General features: G+C 45.2%; 13 protein-coding genes. 3 read left to right on the top strand and 10 right to left on the bottom strand.

The genetic code is table 11. From position 1 onward, the window contains the following. The coding region (locus BHV83_RS12780) for an alpha/beta hydrolase family protein (RefSeq protein WP_286757587.1) at positions 1 to 280 on the top strand (280 nt) is incomplete at its 5' end. A 1-nt stretch (position 281) separates the two neighbouring features. Here BHV83_RS12780 and BHV83_RS12775 read toward each other — a convergent pair. The 9 genes from BHV83_RS12775 to BHV83_RS12735 form a co-directional block, all read right to left on the bottom strand. Next, positions 282 to 788 carry a hypothetical protein gene (locus tag BHV83_RS12775; protein WP_005646866.1) on the bottom strand — a complete coding sequence of 169 codons (507 nt, stop codon included), beginning with the start codon at positions 786 to 788 and terminating at the stop codon, positions 282 to 284. Between the two features lie 105 nt (positions 789 to 893). Further along, a complete protein-coding gene (locus tag BHV83_RS12770) occupies positions 894 to 1,547 on the bottom strand; it encodes a DUF4858 domain-containing protein (RefSeq protein WP_005637675.1) in 654 nt (217 codons plus the stop codon). A gap of 6 nt (positions 1,548 to 1,553) precedes the next feature. After that, positions 1,554 to 2,636, bottom strand: coding sequence for a redoxin domain-containing protein (locus BHV83_RS12765; protein WP_036658653.1), 1,083 nt, complete (start codon positions 2,634 to 2,636; stop codon positions 1,554 to 1,556). Positions 2,637 to 2,780: 144 nt separating this feature from the next. Beyond that, complete coding sequence (locus tag BHV83_RS12760) at positions 2,781 to 5,144, bottom strand: ABC transporter permease (protein ID WP_122205953.1); 2,364 nt, start codon at positions 5,142 to 5,144, stop codon at positions 2,781 to 2,783. 38 nt (positions 5,145 to 5,182) lie between these two features. Beyond that, positions 5,183 to 7,573 carry an ABC transporter permease gene (locus BHV83_RS12755; protein ID WP_122205952.1) on the bottom strand — a complete coding sequence of 797 codons (2,391 nt, stop codon included), beginning with the start codon at positions 7,571 to 7,573 and terminating at the stop codon, positions 5,183 to 5,185. Between the two features lie 40 nt (positions 7,574 to 7,613). Continuing rightward, positions 7,614 to 9,938 (bottom strand): ABC transporter permease, encoded by a 2,325-nt coding sequence (locus BHV83_RS12750; RefSeq protein ID WP_005637667.1) that lies wholly within the window; start codon positions 9,936 to 9,938, stop codon positions 7,614 to 7,616. 22 nt (positions 9,939 to 9,960) lie between these two features. Further along, positions 9,961 to 12,366: an ABC transporter permease gene (locus BHV83_RS12745; protein WP_005650654.1), complete on the bottom strand. Its 2,406-nt coding sequence runs from the start codon at positions 12,364 to 12,366 to the stop codon at positions 9,961 to 9,963. A gap of 10 nt (positions 12,367 to 12,376) precedes the next feature. Continuing rightward, positions 12,377 to 13,627 (bottom strand): efflux RND transporter periplasmic adaptor subunit, encoded by a 1,251-nt coding sequence (locus BHV83_RS12740; protein ID WP_286757586.1) that lies wholly within the window; start codon positions 13,625 to 13,627, stop codon positions 12,377 to 12,379. 47 nt (positions 13,628 to 13,674) lie between these two features. Continuing rightward, entirely contained in the window at positions 13,675 to 15,144 is a 1,470-nt protein-coding gene (locus tag BHV83_RS12735; protein WP_005637662.1) for a TolC family protein, read from the bottom strand. 745 nt (positions 15,145 to 15,889) lie between these two features. Between BHV83_RS12735 and BHV83_RS12730 the strand changes: the two genes are divergently transcribed. Further along, positions 15,890 to 17,254, top strand: a complete 1,365-nt coding sequence (locus BHV83_RS12730; RefSeq protein ID WP_005637658.1) for a sigma-54-dependent transcriptional regulator — start codon at positions 15,890 to 15,892, stop codon at positions 17,252 to 17,254. Beyond that, complete coding sequence (locus tag BHV83_RS12725; RefSeq protein ID WP_270518990.1) at positions 17,251 to 18,252, top strand: sensor histidine kinase; 1,002 nt, start codon at positions 17,251 to 17,253, stop codon at positions 18,250 to 18,252. Before BHV83_RS12730 ends, BHV83_RS12725 begins: the two co-directional genes overlap by 4 nt. Here the strand turns inward: BHV83_RS12725 and BHV83_RS12720 are convergent. Then, a partial coding sequence (locus BHV83_RS12720; RefSeq protein ID WP_286757585.1) for an ATP-binding protein occupies positions 18,218 to 19,070 on the bottom strand: 853 nt, incomplete at its 5' end. The genes BHV83_RS12725 and BHV83_RS12720 overlap by 35 nt on opposite strands.

Below are 19,070 nucleotides of genomic sequence, written 5' to 3'. Positions count from 1 at the left end.
GGGCTATCCGATCGACGCCTCTTATAGCACCTCCTCCAATGTCGACAATGCTTACCGTCTGAAAGGCAAGTTGCTCCTGATCAACGGTGAACTGGATGACAACGTCGATCCGGCTTCCACCTTGCAGGTTGTTAGTGCCTTGATGAAAGCAAACAAGAATTTCGAACAGCTTTATCTACCAGGCAAGACGCACAGCCTCGGCGGTCCGTTTGAAATGCACAAAATGCACGATTTCTTCGTCAAGAATTTGCTGGGGCAGGAACCGCCGGAGTGGGAGTAACCTAACGGCTCTCAATTTCATCCAGCCAGATTTCCAAGCAAACCTGAGGGAATAGCTCCATTGTTTCCTGTACGGTAGTCAACGACTTCATCCGGTTAGCAATCTTATCCGCTGTATTGGGGTAGGCTGTTTCGATCAGATCGTTCAGAATGAAAGAGAAGAAAGGGGGATTTCGTTTTAGGTAGCGGTCCATTAACAAATAGCAGGTAGCGGGAGAGGATGACAGTATTAGCTTTTTCAGATCTGCATACTCTTCCGTTTCCATATATTGATAGGGAGTATTTTCTGATCCCATTTCATCGCATTTGTGAAGAAAAGAGTTGAATGTCTCGTTGAAAAGCCTCTTTTCTGTGCGGGAAGCCATTTTTATCCCAGTATTGATACGGGTGCGGAGGTCTGGTGTTACCTTGAAAACATCCGGTTCCGGATAATCTTCATTACTGCATGCTCCCAGCATGGCAAAGATGAAAAGTGCCAACAGTGTAGCTAATAGTTGTATTTTTGTCATAACCTGTTTCCGATTAATATTTCTTGTATAACTATAAGACGTTATATGACACTGGATTGTTGCAAAATGATACGACTTTTTTTGAAAATTTATTCTATGGGCTGTTTAGTTCATCGGAGCAAAGGAGGTTACGTGTGTCGTGTCTTTTAACTGCAACGAATCCTTGCGTGACAAAAGCGTATCCTGCCTGGCAAATTCCGGATGGCCAGTTGCGAGTTTCTTCTTTTTCTTGATGATGTCGGGAGTAGGCAGATTGTTGTAATTTCTCCATGTCCCATCTCTTTTGGCATTACGTTTGTGTATATAACTCTTCCTGCTGGTCATTTCTGCGAAGTCGAAAGTGACGAAGCCTGTGTTATGAGAACGATTCATAGGATCGTTTTTCCATGTTTCGAGCATATTTTTATAGACCGGTAAAAATTTACCGGGAGGAGGAGCATATAACCAGAAAACACCAGGAGGCAGGTCCTTTAATGCTATTTTACGATGGGTTGAATCTGTTTGTATGTATTCGGTGAAATCTTTGAGGATGGGTAACGGGGTTACCGGTGACATTTTCATGTCGGAAGCCGGTTCATCCAAGTTTATAAAAGAACCTGATTGAATCGCTTTCATCGTCTCTGGATTCAGTTCCAGCTTTTCTTTACCGGACAAGACGTTCTGGAGCCAGACTGAATCCTTTTTTGTCCACTGCTGTGCAGATATATAATCGGCACCTTTCAGACAAATCAACATCACTATAAGCAGTTGTTTGTGCATGTTATATTATTGCATCATCTCTTTTACTTTTGCTTTCAACGCATCGCCTCTCAAGTCGCGAGCTACGATTGTCCCGTCAGGGCCAAACAAGATGATATGCGGAATTCCGTTGAAGCCGTACAGTTCAGAAGGCGTGTTCTGGGCATTGAGAATCTGTGGCCAAGTAATCTTCAAATCTTCGATGGCTTTCTTTGTATCTTTCGGCTGGTCCCATGTGGCTACACCAAGTACTTGGAATCCTTTATCCTTGTATTGGTTATACACTTCTGCCAGTATCGGGGTCTCTGCACGACAGGGGCCGCACCAGCTTGCCCAGAAGTCAACCAATACATAATTCCCTTTTCCTACATAGTCGGAGAGGGAAACCTTTTTGCCATCTTCGGTTTCCACTGTAAAGTCGGTGAAAGGTTGTCCGACGGCCGTCTTTTTCAGGTTGGTAATCCGTTGGCTCAGTTTCCGGATGATGTTCCTACTTTGGATAAAGGCGCTGGATTGGGCAATGATAGATTCCATTTCTTCCGGGTTCATAAAGTTCGATAGGTTTTGAAGGGCAAAAGCACCAATGTAATTATCTTGGTTTTTATCGATGAAGTCCTTCAGCATAGCCATATAGGCCGGCTTATACTCATTGTCGTAATAGGTCTTTGTCAATTCTTGGACTTTGCTTTTATCTTGTTCCTGCTCCCGGATCTCTTTCATTTTGTTCTGGAAGAGTTCACTGATTCTTTTTTCTTCTTGGATATAGCTGCTGAAGGTCTCATTCAAGGGAGTGCCGGACGCGCTGTTCGGAGTTTCCATGTTCAGTTGGATGGTACCGTTTTCAAGCATGAAGGTGGTATAGTATTTCCTTCCGACTTGGGTTAGGCATAAAACAGCGGTGTCAATCTGACCGGTGAACGTAAACGCTCCGTTTTCAATCACTGCGCTGTCAATGTTTTGCCCCTTATCCCGGTCGAAGATATAGACTGTTTTCCCATTAAAGGTAGAATCGGGGATACTTCCCATTACCGTGTAGGAGGGAATCGGCTGTGAACAGGAGGCAAAGCCTGCTCCTGTCATGAGCAATGCGATTAATGTTTTTGTGTTCATAAGATAAATATTAATGTTTTGAGGACAAAAGTGAAACATGTTGGCTTATGATAAGCCCTAATTCATGTAATTTGTCTTATCATCCAAAATATTAATTGTTTTTAGTGCTGTGTTCCCGCGCTTAATGTGGGAACATACCCTCCTTTATTCCGTTTTGATTACCTCTGCCGGGTTCAACCGTGAAATCAGCCAGATACGATAGGCGACGGTTACGAATACGATAGTGGTGGTCAGAAGGAGGATTGCCAGCCACATCAATGGATTGTTTAACCAGCCGGGATCAATCGTTATCTTTTCTTGCGTCAATATTCGCAGGAGCATATAGACGATTGCCAGCGCAGGGATGGCTGAAATGGCAAGTAAACGGATATATAGTTTACCGAACAATAGCGCAATGACCTTAGGGCCGGCTCCGTTGATCTTCCGTATGGCGACTTCTTTTTGCCGGCTGACCGTGTCGAGTGTAATGGCGGAATAGATACCCAGGACTGTAATGACTATGCTGATAACGGACAATAGGCTGAACAGGTCGCTTATCAGCATCTCCCCTCCATTGAGCCGGAATCGCTCCTCTTGTTTGGTGGTCAGCAGGAAAGGAATGGATGCCGGCAACCAGTTATGTACGATTTTGAGTATTTCTTTCCGTACGTTCTGTTCCTGTCCGGCTATGCATTTGATGTAAGCGACCCTATAGTTCGGTTCCTTAGGAACGGAGATGAAGGAGAAACGGTGATATTGAGATTGATTGGCTTTAGCCATTTGATCTTGGGTATATACCGGTTCGAACGGTAGTTGCTCATATATGCCGGTAATCTGGAAAGTCTGGTCTCCCAATTGTACGGATGTCGGATTCTTTTCCCCGTCTTTCTCCAATTCCCAGATAAGCGACCGTGAAACCACTATTTCGTTAGCCGCCTGTGGCATTCTTCCCTCTATCGGAAGTTTCATGAAAGACGGGTAGTTTTTACTGGTGAGGAAATGTATCCCGTGCAGTGTCTCTCCCTGTTTGTTCTTATAATCCAGATATTTGCCGGGAGTCTCTAAAAGCACGTCTTCAACCCCGGCAAGCGTACGGATACGGGAGACGATCTCTTCTTCGTGTCCTTGTACTTGCGGTTCCCAAAGTTCTATCTTCCAGATACGGGTACATTCTTCTTCCGTCAGCGTGTTGTTCCTTTTTTCTTCTGCGAGGTGGTAAATATTTCTTAGTCCGATAGCTCCGGCAATAAAAAGGAAACAGATGAACAGTTGGACTCCTAACATGAAGTTCCTTATACTATGTTTCTGCCGTTTCACGCCTTTTATTCCTTCTGTCAATGTGATATGTTTGATGCGGAAGATGACCAATGACACAATCAAGGCGCAGAGAACAAACAAGAAACAGAGATACTCCATTTCCTGCTGGATCAAGGTAGGCGTATGGATAAACAGATTCTCGTTGATCGTTTCTTTCGAGGCCATATACTGATAATAAACAGGCACTATCCATTCGGTCAGGACGAGACTTGCCAATGCCGACAGGATGAAAAGAACCGCAATCTCGCTGAAGAGTAATCTGAACAATCCTTTTGCGTCTGAACCTAAGCATTTCCGTAAACTGAGTTCTCGTGTCCGGTTATAGAACGACTGAATGCAGAACTTCAGGAAGTTTATCATCGCGGCAATCAATATCAGGAGGCCGATCAACGGGATGAAGAATGTCGCACTGAGATTATCCGGTTTGTACATCTCTTCCTTGAAAGTGCGTGCTGTCAGATAGTGATCGTTGTTTTTTCCAAAAGCCGGTATTTGTTGGCGTAACCTTTGGTTTATTTCTTTGCTTGAAACACCTTTATCCAGCAGGACCACCAGATCTCGGTATTTACGTTTTGGTTGGATGCCGGCTGTTTCCAGGAAATAAAAGTCACTCTTTTCCCGTGTCCCATCCGGAAAATCCCTGATAACGGCGCTGATTGTGGAATAGTGGATGGCAGACGTGTCGCTGTCTGCACGACTGAAATAGAGTGTTTTTCCGATAGGGTTTTCTGCTCCGAATATTTTTTTCGCGGATGATTCGCTGATGAATACTTCTCCCGGTTTGAGTGTCGGTGTCTGGCCTTCCAACGTTTGAATGCCGAATATGTTCGGAAAATCTTTTGTGACATTCTGGATGCTGCATTGGTACGGGATTTCTTTCTGGTTCTCTTTGGATATGGAAATATTGGCTTGGCCGTATCCGTATGAATAAGCGATTTGCCCAATTCCGGTGATCGGATTCCCCATCAGTTCTTGCACCACCTCGCCTGGAATATAAGGGTCCTCATAACCGTATTGGGCCGATTTGGCATATATATTCGCCATCCGATCGCTGTTTGCCCAAGCAATAAACTGGTTATTGAATCTTCTGATATAATAAGAGGTCATACTGAAACAAAGAAGTCCGACTGCGATTCCGATGATGGAAAGCAAATACTGGATCTTGTTTTTAAGAATTTGGCGGATAGCCATTTTCAAGTAGTGTTTGAACATGATGTGATGTTTTTGTCGTTATTATGTTTTTGTTTTTATTATTCCGTTTTGATTACCTCTGCCGGATTGGTGGCGGCTGCCCTTTTGACCTGACGGAATATAGAGAGCAGCACGATCCCACAGGTGATAAGGAAAACCAACAGGAACAATCCTGCCGGCAATGTGGTATGGTTGGCGTATGTCTCGAGCCAACGTTTTATAACCAAGTAGCCGACTGGAAGAGCAAAAACATTGCCTAATGTCACTAATATGAAATACTCCCGGAAGAACAGTTGAAGAATGTGATAAAAGGTAGCTCCGTTTACTTTGCGGATGGCAATCTCTTTCCGCCGCTGTTCGGTGGCGAGGCTCACCAGAGAGTAAATGCCGAATGTGGAGATAAGGATACAAACCAGAGAAAGGATACTAAAGATTGTAAAAATCACTTTCTCCGGCCAGTTGAAAAGATCAACCAGATCGGATAACTCCGTAAACATTTTACTCTGGTTGACATTGTCATTCTGAATATGTGATGTTATCTCGTGAAGATGTTCCAGCACTTCTTTTTTATATCCTTTTGCATAGCGGACATAAATAAGGTAAGGACGCTCGAAGTCTTTTACCATCGGATTTTCGTATGTGGTGAAGAACAGCGGTAATATAGGATATTGCATCGGAGCGTAGAGATAGTCTTTGATGACACCGCAAACTCGGGCTTGGCTTGCTTGCCCTTTTATGTATATAGGCCGTTCAAGCAGATCCGTGTAGCCTAATGTTTGCAGGCAAGTTGCATTTACCATATAGCTATATGGGGTTGCATCTGATGGCCAGCTACCTGCTTTCAGTTGCAGTTTGAAGAACGAAAAGAAGTCCTTGTCGGCAACGATTACCGGGTTGTAACTATTGGGTTTGGCTTCATTCGGATCGAAACAGAAATACGAGTAAAAGGAACCGTACCAATCCCCTTGTTCCGTAAAGACCGGAGTGTTCCCGCAGGTGTATGTGACTTCTTCTACATACGGATGGTTGGCCATTTCCGGTTTCAAAACACTTAAATCCGTCTGAAAGGAGGTGCCATATCCTAAATCTACCTGTATGACCCGTTCATAATCGATCCCTTTATCTTTTGAAAGGATAAAATGCAACTGTCGGAACAATCCGATGGAGGTGATAAAGAACAGTGAACCGATAAATATCTGAACGATGATCAGGCCCTGTTTGAAAAGAGCAGGCTTCTGTATTTTATGCTCCAAAAGATTTCGTATCGGATAATAACAGATAAGAAGGAATACCAACATACAGATTCCAGCGAGTGACAGCGTATTGCCTAAAAGTGAAGTTCGTGAAAGGTGGCGACTGACGTTCTCATAGATACCATACCGGTTCCAGGTCGTATAGCTTTCATAGTAAGGATAGATGCTCTCGATCAGACAGAAAGAAATCAGGAAGGCGATGATCAAAGGAAGTGCCAGTTCGATGAAACTTTTTGTAATCATACTTGTGGTTGAGGCTCCTATACAAAGATAAGACCGGTTTTTTTGTTGTTTTCGTTGCTGTTGACCGATAAAAAGGACAAGTAGGTTGATCAGAGCGCTAAGGAAAGCCATTGCCCCAGCTAAAGCCAGGATATGAATGTTACGGATGCGGTCTGTCAATTCAGGGTGACACCGAAGATGCACTTCGGAGGCTGTCAGCAGGTTTATTTTCCAGTTTTTTACCTGTTCGCGATCCCATGTGTCTTCGGCATGACTTTTATAGTGCGCCAGTTTGTTCCGTACATTTGCCACATTCGCATTCTTTTGGAGCCGCACGTAGGTCGTCATGCGTTTGACATGATTGGGTTGAGGAGTTCTGATCAACAGAAAGTCGAACAGCAGATCAGTATTATCCGGATAGTTACGGATAATACCGACTACAGAGGGACGAAGATTATTATCCAATACGACTTCCTTGCCGATACAGTTTGTTGTCCCGAACAATTTGTGGGCTGTCCGTTCCGTTAAAATGACAGAACTGCCGTCGGGAATGACCCCTTGGTGAGTCCCTTCGATAAAATCTGTCCGGAAAAGGTCGAAGAAGGACTGTTCGCTTTCCATTCCATGCAGGTTGATTGCTTCGTTGTCCTGTTTCAATGTAAAGCTGAGGTGGTTGAATGAACAAGAGGCTTCGATTTCGGGGAGCAGCTTGAATAATTCTTCCCGGTCGTTAATATGTAACTGGTCTAAATCTGATTGTGTTCCGTTGGCACGCTTGACAAGTCCTTCTGTCGTCAGGCAGTAAAGTCGGTCTGCTTCCGGATGGAAATTATCGAAATGTGTCTCCCACCATAGCCAGTAACCTCCTAAAATGAAGGCAGTAAATCCTACGGCCAGACCAATGATGCTGACAATTGATTGAGTTCGGTATTTCAGTAGTTCCCGAAAAGAAACTTTGACATAGTGTGATAACATAATCTGATTGTTTGTTATAAGATATTGTTCAAAGACATTCTTATTCCGACTTGATCACTTCTGCCGGGTTCTGGTTCGCTGCCTTCTGTATGCGCCAACCGGTACAAAGAGTCAGCAGCAGGACCAGTACACCCCAGATGACCGGATAAAGCCACCAACTGATTGCTGCTTGCAACACATAGTTTTCAATCCATGATTTCATGATCAGGTAACTGGCCGGAAATGCTATGACCGAAGCGATGCATAGCAGGCGGAGATTACCGGCAAAAAACATTCTCATGATATCGGAGGCCTCTGCCCCGTTTACTTTACGGACAGCGATTTCTTTCTTCTTCTGTTCGCAGTCCAGAGTTACTTGAGAGAATACGCCGAACAATGAGATCAAAATACAGACTATAGTCACGAAGTCAAGCATCTTGAGTAGCGCCTTTTCCGATTTCAGAAACTTTTCATACTCTTCTTCCATAAAAGTAACATGTATGTCGACGGCGTTCGGTTGCATTTTCTTTGCCAACTGTTCAACCTGTTGTTTGCACAGTTCGCGGCTTCCCGGCTGATGCCGGAATATGGCAGTCGTTGAATAATCATTCTGTATATTCTTTTTTCCCGGACTGAACTCGAGCATAACCGGCTTTACCGGAACGGTAGGAGGTGCGATATAAAAGTCTTTGAAAATGCCGTCGATGATAAATCCTTTCTGATCTTTGCGGCTAAGTGTTTTGCCAATCGGGTTGTCGATCTTCAATTCCTTTACAGCTGCTTCGTTTAGGAGTATGTGCCGTTCGGTATCTCCTTCCGGCAACTTGCCTTTTAGCAATTGCAGACCATAAAATTCAAAGTAGCGATTGTTGCATGGGATTATTTGGATCGTAAGACCTTCCACAGAGGCCGGCTTGCCTTCCCAATCGGTAAAGGACCTGTAGGAACGTGAATGGCTTGGAAATAGTGGATCGTTTTCATCCGGATATACTTCGGCGATGGAGGAGAGTTTGGCAATTTCTTCTTTCAAACCGTCTGTTTGGGGATATATACGGACATCGCCCCGGTCTTTCCGGTTTAGTCCGATATCGGTGGTGTGCAAGTGATGGATTTGCTTGATCAGTACCGACGAACAGAATATGAATCCGATGCTGATTATCAATTGCAAGGTAAGGCTTGCTTTGGGGAAGAGGTTCTTTCCTTTTCCGTCAGACGAACCTTTAAGGGCCTTTTGTAGCGAACGCTTCCTGAAATAGTAGATAGGGAATAAAGAGAACAGGAAAGCCAGTAAGGTGATGAATCCGAAATAGACGAATGTTTCCAGATAGAGACTGAACGAATCCGTTTTTACATTCGATAATTCTTGGAATACAGGCAGTATGATTTCGATCAAGGCTATTCCGGCTAAAAGAGAGATGGAAAGCGTAAGCAGGTATTCGGAAGCGAACAGGACAAACAGATTGCCGTCAGACGAGCCGCACACTTTCCGAAGCCCGATCTCTTTACTGCGTATTCGTATACGGTTTACGAATAGGGTCAGATAGTTGAATAGTGCGCACAGGATTACCAATCCTCCGGCAAGAGCGAATAGCAAGATATGTTCGAACTTGATAGTTGGCTCTTCTTCGGGGTGGTCATACCGCATGGCGGTGATTGACGTCAGAACGAAATGACTCAGCGAGTCTCTGTCTTTCTTTATTTTATGTTCGTAAAGTTTCTTTTTAAAAGCTCTCATATCCGTTTCCGGACGGACCTTTATAAAAGTCTGACAATAGGCTACGTTCCATTCCTCCGTTTGTCGGGACGGCTTCAGTATTCCGAACGGGAAATTCGAGTGCTGGTCCTGACTTTTGACTATGGCACATATTTCCATATCGTCAGACCAAATTTTCAGTTTTTCACCTAATGGGTCCTTTGTGCCGAAGACCTCTTTGGCAAGCTTGTCCGTGATCGCGATCTTGTTACTTTTCGGGATCATAAAATCCCGGCTACCGGAGATCAGTTCTATTTCGAACATATGTTCGGCAGCTGAATCCATGACCATGTCGAAAGATTCGTATTTCTTCTCGTTGTAGAGGAAATCGGTTTTCCAGGCACTCGTGTTGCAACTTTCCTCTATCTCCGGGAATGTCTCTTTCAAATATCGGGCCAGCGGGTAAGGTGTAACGCTTGATAATCCTTGGTCATCGGTTTCCGATTCCATCCGGACGTAATAGATCCGGTCTGCGTCTTTCCTAAACGTATCGTAGGTCAGTTCATATCGTATCCAGAGCGACGATAACGCGAAACTTGTAAATCCGATTGCGAGCCCGACGATACAGATGAATGATTGCAATTTATATTTCAAGAGATTACGGAAAGCTATTTTGATGTAATGGTGTAGCATGGTTCAATGATTTAGTTTGTTATTATTCCGATTTGATCACTTCCGCAGGATTGGTCCGGGCAGCCTGTATCGTCTGATAGAGGACGGTTCCGATGATCAGAGTGATGGTGGCAAATACGATTACGATATACATCCAGGCAGAGATATGGCTCCGATAGGCATATTGCTGCAACCAACTTTGCATGAACAACCACGCGAGTGGCAATGCAAGAAGGTTGGCTATCAATGCAATTGTCAGATATTCCATAAAAAACATTTTGACAATCGTGCCGGCAGAGGCTCCCATCACTTTCCGTATGGCAATTTCTTTCCTTCGTTGTTCCATATTGCTGGATGAAATGGAATAAAGCCCGAAGATGGAGATTAGCGTACAGAACAGAGCCAGCAAAGTAAAGAGCTGCAGGCTGGCATCTTCGGAAGTGCTGAGCCGATCAAGTATCTGGCTTATGGTCTGTACATTGCAGGTAGTGGGATCGCCTGACTTAGAGTGTTTTTTGAATATATTCCGGATTGCTTTGATCGTGGCTTTTTCTTTTCCGGGTTCGGTACGGGCATAATAAAAATAACTGTTCCATTTGCTTTGGTCGATTACGATCACTTGTGGCAGGATCGGGTTGCGCAAACTGGCCGCTTGGAAGTTTTGGATGATCCCGACGATCTCCATTTCGGCACGTCCTCTGCTTCCGTCTTGCATGATCGTATAATTCCAAATACTGATTTTCTTGCCGATCGGGTTATCGATGCCCATGATGCGAGCAGCTTCTTCATTGATGACGGCTTTTGTCCAAGAAGCTCGCCAATCTCCATTGTCTGCCAGATCGCCGTCATTGATGAAACGGCCTTTCAGCATCGGTATGTTAAAAACTTCCGAGAAGTTGCTGCCTACTTGCAGGACTTGGAAGTTTGGATTGAAATCCAGAGGCTTACCTTCCCATTCGACTTCGTTTTGTGTATAAGGTTCATGGGTGATGGTAAATATTCCGGCTTGTGTGAATCCTTTTAGGACTGCTAATGAAGAAATCTCGCGACTGATTCCTTCCCGGTCGTTGAATGTCATTTCCATCTGTATCAGACCCTCTTTCTGGAATCCCAAGTTTTTATGTTTCATGAAAGATATTTGCCTGAACATGATAAATGTGCTCATCAGGAAGAATATGCAGATACATAGTTGGAGTGTCATGCTGATTTTGCGGAAACCGCTTTTCCGGGTAGGAGAGATTCCTCCGGATATTAATAGAGAAGAAGCGCGTACAAAATGCAAGAATAACGGTAGACTGACAATCATGAGTGTCAGCCAGCTAATGCCTGCTATGATACAAAGATGGCTGAATAATAACTTTCGCTGTAATGTCGTATCGAAGAGGTGTGAGAAACCGCCAGCGGTTAATTCCAACAGGCAGGAAGCCAATAGAAAACTGATCCCGACAAGCAATGTCAATTCCAGCAACAACTGGATAACCAAGTTCTTTTTATCAGCGCCGATCGCATTTCTCAATTTCATTTCTTTGTTCCGTAAGTAGATACGATTCAACAGCAGATTGGTGAAATTAAAGAAAACGCAGAGTAACAATAAGAGGCCGGTTACCGTGAATGTCCGGATGTAGGAAAGATTAAATGTCAATTCACTTCCGAATGTATGACGGACATCTGTCAGGGGAACCAACTTTAACAAAATTGATTTATTATATTCATGTTCGACTATATAAGAATTGATCTTCTTCTCAAAAGCTTTTATATTAATGTTGGGTGCTAATAATAGATAGATTTTAGTGTTTAGCAAGGCCCATTGTTTTTCGTCCGTGATCCGGTTTTCCCGGTCACGGTCGAATTTGTCCAGTTCATAAACATCGGCTTGCATCATGGAGTTGTTGGGCGAATCTTCCAGGACGGACACGATCGTAATGCTTTTGCGATATCCGTTTTCAAGGGTTTTGCCTAATGCTTCCTCCGGTGTTTTGAAATATTTCACGGCAAAAGAGCGGGTGACGGCTATCTCATCCAGCGTTTTCAGGATATCATCCCTTTTACCGCAAATTACGGGACGTGGAAAGAATTTGAAATACTGTTCGTCAATGAATTCCTCGTCCGGATCCTCTAACCTTGTTTCTCCATATTTGAAAGTCGAGCCGTATTTGGAATAAATCTGCGTTGTCTCTATTACTTCCGGGAAATCTTTTTTCAGTTTGCGTGCCAGAATAAGCGGTAATTCCTCCGATTTCTTTCCCGTTTGTTTATCGATTCCGTATATTCGGTAAATTTGTCCGGATTGTGGGTAGAACCCGTCGTAGTTCGTTTCATACCTGTACCAGTTCCATCCGTATGTAAAACAGATCAGCCCGATTGCCAAGCCGACAATACTGATGGCAGATTGTACTTTATATTTTGCCAAGTTACGAAATGCAATTTTGATATAATGTTGTAGTATCATGATTCGAATATTATTTTAAAATCAGTTCTTCCGCATCCCCAAAGGTACTATATCCTGTGACAATCACCTTGTCGCCCGGTTGGAGGCCGCCGGTTATTTCGTATTGCTGCGGGTTTTGGCGACCGATGCTGACCGGGGTTTTCCGGGCTTTCGTGCCGGATTCGTTTAGTTTGTATATCCATTGGCCGCCGGTGGCCTGGAAGAAGTCGCCACGTGGGATGACGAGGGCCTCTTCCGGTTGTCCGAGTTCGATCTGGACACGGAAACTTTTTCCGATGCGTACGTTCTCCGGGCTTGCCTCCGTAAAGACCAGGTCGACATCGAAGTTCCGGTCTTTGACTTCCGGAACGACTTTGGTGATCCGGAGCGGGTACTTCTTGTTTTGCCAGGTGATGGTGGCGGGTAGACCGGTGGTGATCCGGTCGATATAGTATTCGCTGAGGGAAGTATGGATCTTGAACTGATCGAGGACTTTGATCTCGGCGATCGCTTCGGTACTTTGCACCTGTTGTCCGGGAGTTACTTTCACAAAACTGAGCTGTCCGGTGAGAGGAGCACGAACAACCAAGTCCTCCATGCGTTCCCGGGCACGTTCAAACTTTTTACGTTCCCGTTCAAGATCGTTTTTCATCAACTCACGGCGCAAGATCGTAGCTGCACTATCATGGCGCAAACCTTCCAACTGCAAAGCGGTGCTTCGGGTTTTATAGTCGAATTCGTCCCGGGCCACTTCGAGCTGTGCTTTGCTTTTGACTCCCATATTGAATTCCTCTTCGTCGAGTGCATAGCTTTTTTTGAGCCGGTTCAGTTCGTAGGTCGTCTGTAAGGTCTTTTGTTGCAGGTCGATACTTTTCTGTTCCATCTCAATCTCTTTCTCCTGATAAGAGATCAGCTGCTTTTCCCATTCATCCTGTTGGTCCTCGATGGCGCGGATAAGGTCGGGATTGTTGAGTGTCAGGATCGTGTCTCCCTTGTTCATCATAGTTCCTTCCTCTGCAATGATCCTGTCCACGCTACCGGCTTCGCGGGTGTTGATCTGGATGGTGAGGATGGGTTGCACGACACCTTCGACGTCTACATATTCCAGAAATTTGTCGCTTGTCGCTTCTCCGATGATCAGGTTTTCTGCATCGGTACGGAGCTTCCTGCCACCAGAGGCGGCGATCCCGACATAGACGAGAAGAACAATAAATGCGATTCCCCCGGCGATATGCCAGCGGTAGCGGTAATAAACGGGTTTCTTTGCTATGGGCTTGTCCATGTATATGATTTATAATTTATAATTTATGATTTATGATTTATGAATTGTCAATTGTTTAAAAGGAGTTCATAGTCTTCTGTGATCGGGATCATCTTCTCGAAATCGTAACCGGTCAGGCTGCGGAGACCGTAATAGAGATTCCAATAATTATATAAAGCCGCGATGTAAGCACGGCGAGAATTGTCTTTTTCGGCTATGGCGGCATTGAGGTCGAGAATCGTCGATTTGCCTAACAGGTAGAGCCTGCGTGCCACATCGTTACGGCGCTGGGCCGTTTGGTCTGTTTTATAGGCTATGGCAACTTTTCCTGCCTGTATGTTGAATTGCTTGACAATCTTGGCTACGTTCAGTTCGAAATCCATCCGCTCCTGTTCCAGTTCGGTGTAAACCTTGTCGCGGTTGCTTTTGGCCACTTTCACCCGGCCTTTACCTACGCCCCAGTCCAATATCGGTATGCGTATCCCCAATGTCACCAATTGCTGGTCCATCGGGTCGCGGTAGGATTCTTTCAGCTTTTCGTTGCTTTGCGTCAGACCGAACTGTGCATATAAGGCTGCTTTAAAACCCCGGTTGGCTTTTGCCTCGGCAACGTTGCTTTCACTTTGCAGCCGACGGCGTTCGAAAGCGCTGATATCTGGGTTGTTTTGGAAAGCAAGCTGCATGGCTTCGTTTACGTCGACTGTGAAGTGAGGGATGCTGTCGTCGGGAATCACTACCAAGTTTATATTTTCGGAAATGCCCAGATAACTGCGGAGCGACTGGATATAATCGTCGACCTCGATTTGCGCATTGAGGCAGTTTGTCTGTTCGGTCAGTTTGTTGAGTTCCAATTGGAGCATTTCGTTTTCGGTGATCGTTCCGATATTGTAACGTCCTTGTGCATACCGGTAAAGCGTGTCGGCGTATGCAAAATTATAGTTCGCGATTTCCAGCGAGGTCTGTGCCGTAGCCAAGTTAAAAAAGCGGTTGGTCGTATAGGCTGCTACCAGTTCGAGTGTTTCGATATAGGTCTTTTTTGCTTCTTCGTATTTGATCGGCTCGATGCGGCGTTCCCATTTAAGGTCATTGAAGCCGAATAAGTCTTGTTCATATCCTACGACAACCGGAGTACTTTTGTAAGACGAGATATTGTCGGTAAACATATCCAGTCTTTCAAGTCCGGTTTTCAATAAAACCTTCCCCCCTGTAAGGGCTATATTTTGTTGGATTTCGAGGCTGGCATCGACTGAGAGTTGGTTCCGATGCACAAACTTGTCGCTACCGTCTTCCAGGGTGACAGACTGGATGGAACGGTTCAAGCTCGGATCGGATGTAAGCGTCAGGCTCGGCAACTGTTTAGCCCGGAACGAACGCCAGTTCCAGTAAGAAGCCCTGAAAGCGTGACGGGCGGCAATCGCTTCAGGAGAATTCCGACGTGCCATTTCGATAGCTTCGCTCAATGTCAGCGTAAGTGTTTTCTGCGCCTGGAGCTGTAAGGGGAGCAGAAATAGTATTGCTATGTATATTATTTGTTTCATGGCAAAAATGAAGCAAATAATATGCCATTTTTGTAAAAGGTTGGTACTTATGTAAATAGTGATGTGTAGTGATATGGATAGGGTGCTAATCCGCACAATTTACGTGCGGATTAGCACGGTATATTCAGGCTGAAATTGTATTAAGAAACGATAGACATCTCTTTATGGTTTTGCGGGATTCTCTATCACTCTATCACGCTTTGCTTTGTAAGTATTGATAAGCATGATGTACAAGGAGTGATACATGCCGGATTCATGTATCACTCCTGTGTCACACTTGTATCAATTGAAACGGAGAATCGGTATTGTTCTGAAAGTAGCGGGAAGCGTATCTATATGTATTTGTGAGCAAGTTATTTCGTCGACATAAGGTCCTTTTTTGCAGAAAACAAGGAGGAAAAGAGTGGAAAGCAAGCAGAAATGTTCGGAAACATGCCCATCTTCCGGCATTCTACACCCGGATGTTGACGCTCCCTACACCCGGATGTTGACGCCTCGAACATCCGGGTGTAGAGAATCATTACATACTGACATGTTGTAATGAAGATGCTTATTATGCAAGAAAAGGCTATATGTATTCCAAACATTCTTAATATGTTACTATTAGCTTGCCTGTAAGTGTATGAAAAAACGTGTTATTCCGCACAAATTATGTGCAGTATCGCACATACATTCCATATATATAATACATATCTTTGTCACGTTAAGGATGATTTCTTACAGGAGACAGAATAATACCAGGAATATGAAGAACGGGAAAATATTGATTATAGATGATAACGAAGATGTCCTCTTTGCGTTGAATCTGTTGCTTGAACCTTATGTGGAACAGATAAAAGTGACGACGCAGCCGGAACGGATCGAGCATTTTATGTCGACATTCGTGCCCGATGTTATTTTATTGGATATGAATTTCCGGCGGGATGCGATCAGTGGACAGGAGGGGTTCTTTTGGCTCGAAAAGATAAAGGCCGCCGACCCCGATGCCGTGGTTCTTTTTATTACGGCCTATGCAGATACGGAAAAGGCCGTACGTGCCATAAAGGCGGGGGCTACCGACTTTATTCCGAAACCCTGGGAAAAAGAAAAACTGCTTGCTACTCTCTCGGCTGCCTTGAAACTGCGTGAAAGCCGTACGGAAATCAATACATTGAAACAGCGGGTCGAGGCATTAGGAAGCCCTGATGATACCGGCTTTGAGATTATCGGTGAGAGCGATGTCATGCAGGAATTGTTTGCCACGATTGCCAAACTGAAGGATACGGATGCCAATATTCTGATTTTAGGCGAAAACGGGACTGGAAAGGATCTGATTGCACGCGCTCTTTATCATCATTCGCCCCGTTGCAACCAGGTTTTTATCAGTATCGATCTAGGGAGTATCCCGGAACAATTATTTGAAAGCGAACTGTTCGGATATGAAAAAGGAGCTTTCACGGATGCACGGCGCGATAAGCCCGGACGTATGGAAGTGGCTTCCGGCGGGACCCTGTTTCTGGATGAAATCGGTAATTTGAGCTTGCCGATGCAGGCGAAGTTATTGACAGCTATCGAGAAAAGGCAGATTCTCCGTCTGGGTGCTACCCGTTCCGTGCCGATCGATGTCCGGCTGATCTCTGCCACGAATATGGACATCCATGCGATGGTACAGGAAGGAACTTTCCGGCAGGATTTGTTGTACCGGATCAATACGATCGAGTTGCATATCCCTCCACTCCGCGAACGGGGAAATGATATCTTGCTGTTGGCCGATTATTTTCTGGACTGTTATGCCCGCAAGTATAAGAAAAAGATAGGAGGGCTTACCAGAGATGCGAAAACGAAATTGCAAAGCTATGCATGGCCGGGCAATGTCCGCGAACTGCAACATGCGATCGAGCGTGCCGTGATTCTTTCGGATGGTCCCATGCTGAGACCTGAAAACTTTATGCTGCATCCTGCACCTGCCCAAAAGAAAGGGGAGCCGGAAGAACTGAACCTGGGCGTTCTCGAAAAAGAAGCGATTGAACGAGCCCTCCGCCGGGCGGACGGGAATATCACGCGTGCTGCCGAGCTGCTGGGAATCACCCGTTTTGCCTTGTACCGGAAACTGGATAAGTTGGGCCTATGAAACGATATCTCCTTTTTCTGAAGATAGGGTTGCTGGTCGGGCTATCTCTTTTAATTGCCTTTCTGCTTTTGAAGGAATTGTATTTTACGGCTGTCATGTGTTTTATAATCTTGCTGGGAACTGCTTTTTCCCTTTATCAGGATCAGCGGAAAATGCTTCAGAAGATGGAGCATCTGATTGCCAACATCCACTATGGAGATATGAATCTGTCTTTTCCTATCCCTTCGACAGACGGGCCCGAAGCCAACCTGACGCGTGCCATGAATGAAGCGCTATCTGCTTTTCGGACCCGTCTGTACAATGTGGTGGTGGCGGAGGCGGAGACAGAAGCCTGGCAAAAGCTGATCCGTGTCTTGACGCATGAGATCATGAATTCTATCGCCCCTATCATTTCCTTGTCGGAAACGGTGACGGAACGTGCGAGTTCCAACGGGTTGAACGAGCGGGATTACAGCATTATGTTGCAAGCCATGCAAACGATACACCGTCGGAGCAAAGGGTTATTGGATTTTGTTGAAAATTATCGGAAACTGACTCGTATTCCGGTTCCGATGCAGCAGTTGTTTCCGGTTTCCTCTCTTTTTGACGATTTAAGGGGGCTGTATCCTGCCGGTGCTATTTCGTTCTCTTTCTCTGTCCGGCCGGTAGACTTGCGTATTTATGCGGATCGTGCCATGATTGAACAGGTGTTGATAAACCTGTTGAAAAATGCAGTCGAGGCATGCCAGGAACGTCCTTATCCCGAAGTCCGGGTGAATGCGTTCAGGCGTGAAGGTGTTCCGGTGATTACGGTCTCCGACAACGGATACGGCATTGTGCCGGAAGCGATGGATAAGGTATTTGTTCCGTTTTTTACAACTAAACAAGGTGGTTCGGGAATCGGTCTGAGTGTTTGCCGGCAGATCATGAACCGGCATGGCGGTAGTATTTCCGTTATTTCAGAAGAAGAGAAAGGAACTACTTTCACTTTGCAATTTCCCCAGACGCGTGTGTTGTAAGGGAGAGATATTGGACAATGATTTTTTTCAATTCCGCCGGTTTGATCGGCTTGGCCGCATATCCGTTGAAGCCGTTTTGCTTTACTCGCTGCTCATCCTCTGAAAAAGCAAAAGCGGTTACGGCAATAATAGGAATGTCGGAGTCTTCTTTTCTGATTTCGACAGTTGCCTCATATCCGTCCATATCCGGCATCTTGAGATCCATCAGGATAAGGTCGGGGCGGTGTTCGCGATAAAGCCGGACGGCTTCGTTACCATCGTGGGCATGCAATAGGTCGTATTCTTTCAGGACCGCACGGATCAGTATGTAGTTGCTTTCGTTGTCTTCTGCGATCAGCAGCGTCGCTTTTTTCGGATTCGTGTTGTCGATTATAGCATCTTCGTTTACCGCCGTTTTTATCGACTGAACGTCAATGCCATGAATGACGGTATCCGGCAAAGTGAACCAGAAAGTCGAACCTTTTCCCAATTGGGATTCCACACCGATCTCACCGCCCATTTTTTTGACGATCATCTGGCAGATGGCAAGTCCCAGGCCTGTCCCTTGTGCAAAGCTGTTCAGCTTTACGAAACGGTTGAACACAAGATCTTTCTTCTCCGGTTCTATGCCACATCCCGTATCTCTGACGTAGAATAACAGTTTATCGTCTTTATGCCGGTAGCCGAACCGGATGCTTCCTTCTTTCGTAAACTTGATCGCGTTGTTGATGAAGTTCGTTATGACTTGTGCCAATCGGTTCTTGTCCGACATGATGATGCAATAAGGCATTTTTTCGACAAAAGAAATCTGTACCCCTTCGGGTGCTTTTAGGCGGGAC

This window comes from Parabacteroides sp. merdae-related_45_40, assembly GCF_001915675.1.
Note: the sequence above shows the minus strand (reverse complement) of the source record. Positions and strands in the feature narration are given on the sequence as shown.

Excerpts from the sequence above, each read along its gene's own strand:
- BHV83_RS12730 (WP_005637658.1), top strand. The coding sequence starts at position 15,890 with ATGAAGAACGGGAAAATATTGATTATAGATGATAACGAAGATGTCCTC.
- BHV83_RS12750 (WP_005637667.1), bottom strand. The coding sequence starts at position 9,938 with ATGCTACACCATTACATCAAAATAGCTTTCCGTAATCTCTTGAAATAT.
- BHV83_RS12735 (WP_005637662.1), bottom strand. The coding sequence starts at position 15,144 with ATGAAACAAATAATATACATAGCAATACTATTTCTGCTCCCCTTACAG.
- BHV83_RS12755 (WP_122205952.1), bottom strand. The coding sequence starts at position 7,573 with ATGTTATCACACTATGTCAAAGTTTCTTTTCGGGAACTACTGAAATAC.
- BHV83_RS12725 (WP_270518990.1), top strand. The coding sequence starts at position 17,251 with ATGAAACGATATCTCCTTTTTCTGAAGATAGGGTTGCTGGTCGGGCTA.
- BHV83_RS12745 (WP_005650654.1), bottom strand. The coding sequence starts at position 12,366 with ATGATACTACAACATTATATCAAAATTGCATTTCGTAACTTGGCAAAA.
- BHV83_RS12770 (WP_005637675.1), bottom strand. The coding sequence starts at position 1,547 with ATGCACAAACAACTGCTTATAGTGATGTTGATTTGTCTGAAAGGTGCC.
- BHV83_RS12740 (WP_286757586.1), bottom strand. The coding sequence starts at position 13,627 with ATGGACAAGCCCATAGCAAAGAAACCCGTTTATTACCGCTACCGCTGG.
- BHV83_RS12760 (WP_122205953.1), bottom strand. The coding sequence starts at position 5,144 with ATGTTCAAACACTACTTGAAAATGGCTATCCGCCAAATTCTTAAAAAC.
- BHV83_RS12765 (WP_036658653.1), bottom strand. The coding sequence starts at position 2,636 with ATGAACACAAAAACATTAATCGCATTGCTCATGACAGGAGCAGGCTTT.
- BHV83_RS12775 (WP_005646866.1), bottom strand. The coding sequence starts at position 788 with ATGACAAAAATACAACTATTAGCTACACTGTTGGCACTTTTCATCTTT.